This window comes from Dokdonella sp. (assembly GCF_049593775.1).
Lineage (GTDB): Bacteria > Pseudomonadota > Gammaproteobacteria > Xanthomonadales > Rhodanobacteraceae > Dokdonella.
The window spans coordinates 1-2,062 of record NZ_JBAWHJ010000402.1; the positions used below are offsets into that span (position 1 = coordinate 1).

The window sequence follows — 2,062 nt, forward strand, 5'->3', positions numbered from 1 at the left end:
GTCGTAATTGTCGATCATCAGCAGCATGGCAGAGCCCGGTTTCATCGTGACCGTCCGTGCGCCGCACAATCGCATGCCTTCGGAAACGGCCGCCGATTGTATAGGTGAAGCCGTTGCCACTCCATCCCGGACAAGGCGAGCCGTGCCGGACCGTCGGCGGACCAACGGGAATGTCTAGCCGGATTGGAGCGTGCCGTTCCGAGGCCGCTCAGGGGCCTCAGTCAGCCTCGGCCGCCTCTTCGCGTCCCTGCTGGCGGATCTGAGCTTCCTGGCGCGCGTCCTCGATCGACCACATCACCATGTCGACATCGGCGGTGTGTTCGTCGAACTCGAAATGGCCGGTCAGCTCGTGGTCCGGCAGCAGATCACCCTTCTCGTACAGTGCCCACATTTCCTCGCCATAGTGCAGATTCTTCAGCTCGGGTGCATAGGCACCCAAACTGCGGCGCAGGTTGTGCACGTCGCGCAGCAACATGGCACGCGCCGAATTGTTGCCGGACGCGCTGACCACTTGCGGGAAATCAATCAGCACCGGGCCGTCCGTATCCACCAGCACGTTGTACTCGGACAGATCTCCGTGAATCAGTCCGAGACACAACATGCGCACCACATCGCGTATGAGGGCCGCATGAAAGTCGCGTGCCTGTTGCGGCTCCAGGTCGACATCGCCCAGCCGGGGTGCGCTGCGCCCTTCGGCATCGCAGACCAGCTCCATCAGCAGCACGCCATTGGAGTAATTGACCGGCTTCGGTACGCGCAACCCGGCATTGAAAAGCTGATACAGCACGTCGACTTCGGTGTTCTTCCAGGCCGCTTCCTGCTCGCGCTTGCCAAATTTGCTGGCCTTGCCAACGGCCCTTGAACTGCGGCTGCCGCGCCGCTTGCGGCCTTCTTCATACTGCACGCGCGCCTGGAAACTGCGCTGGCCCATGTCCTTGTAAACCTTGGCACAAAGGATCTCATCACCTCGCTGCACCACGTAAACCGATGCTTCCTTGCCACTTTTCAGTGGCCGCAAGACGGCATCGATCTCGCCATCATCGATCAAGGGCTGCAGGCCGGCAGGGATTTTCATAGCGTCACAAGCAGTGTTTCAAGGAGTACGCAGTCTGACGGTGGGGAAGATGAACCGCAATTGCCCGATTGCATCGCCAGGGGCCGGTTCGCACGGTTGCCGCATCAAGGCTGCGTCAGGGGGCGGGTTGGCCTGGCAGACGCACGACCTGCCCTTTTGCAGGATCAACAAGCAGGCGGTAGTCGGCCAGCAGGTCGGAGCTCATGTGCGGGAACGGCCCCAGCTTGCGCCCGGCGCAGGAAATCGCGTCGTCACCAATCTCGATCGCGCGCCCGGATATCAAGTTCTTGCCGATCTGGATCGGTCCCGGTTCAAGCGGGCGTGCCGTACGTTCAGCACCGGAACGCAATACTGTTGGTTCGACACGAATTTGCGGATCGTCGACCGCGATGGCCAATGTCTCCAGCAACGCATCATTGGCGCTGCCGCGCGGCCAGCCGGTGTCCAGAAAGGCACGCGTTTCCGCACTATCCGCAACTGCACCAAACTGCATGCCGGCATGGGTGCCAGCGGTGCCAAGGTCGTGTCGATGGTCGCGTCCTTTCCAGTTGCCGATAATTCCCCTTTCCGCAATCCATTCATGGAGACCTGCACCGTGATCCCGCTTTCCATTCTTGATCTCGCACCCGTCACCGAAGGAAGTGATGCTGCGCAGACTTTCGCCAATACGCTGGATCTCGCGCGCAACGCCGAGCAATTGGGGTACCGCCGCTATTGGCTGGCCGAACACCACAACATGCCGGGCATCGCCAGCGCAGCGACCGCGGTGTTGATCGGCCACGTGGCCGGCGGCACTTCCAGCATCCGGGTCGGCGCCGGCGGCATCATGCTGCCCAACCACGCGCCGTTGCAGGTTGCCGAGCAGTTCGGAACGCTGGCCTCGCTCTATCCCGGGCGCATCGATCTCGGTCTCGGTCGCGCACCCGGCACCGACCAGGCGGCCGCACGTGCGCTGCGCCGCTACTATGAAAATGCCAACGAGTTTCC

General features: G+C 62.1%; 3 protein-coding genes. 1 reads left to right on the forward strand and 2 read right to left on the reverse strand.

Going from position 1 to position 2,062, the window contains the following annotated elements:
• Nucleotides 1-217 precede the first annotated feature (217 nt).
• Together WBP53_RS13785 and WBP53_RS13790 are read right to left on the reverse strand one after the other, a co-directional pair.
• Nucleotides 218-1,075, reverse strand: coding sequence for a PA4780 family RIO1-like protein kinase (locus WBP53_RS13785; RefSeq protein WP_423929868.1), 858 nt, complete (start codon nt 1,073-1,075; stop codon nt 218-220).
• Between the two features lie 115 nt (nt 1,076-1,190).
• Nucleotides 1,191-1,568, reverse strand: coding sequence for a hypothetical protein (locus tag WBP53_RS13790; RefSeq protein ID WP_423929870.1), 378 nt, complete (start codon nt 1,566-1,568; stop codon nt 1,191-1,193).
• Nucleotides 1,569-1,670: 102 nt separating this feature from the next.
• Here WBP53_RS13790 and WBP53_RS13795 point away from each other — a divergent pair.
• A partial coding sequence (locus WBP53_RS13795) for an MsnO8 family LLM class oxidoreductase (RefSeq protein WP_423929872.1) occupies nt 1,671-2,062 on the forward strand: 392 nt, incomplete at its 3' end.

Bases quoted from the DNA above. Each gene is read 5' to 3' on its own strand.
- WBP53_RS13785 (WP_423929868.1), bottom strand. From the start codon at position 1,075: ATGAAAATCCCTGCCGGCCTGCAGCCCTTGATCGATGATGGCGAGATC.
- WBP53_RS13790 (WP_423929870.1), bottom strand. From the start codon at position 1,568: ATGCAGTTTGGTGCAGTTGCGGATAGTGCGGAAACGCGTGCCTTTCTG.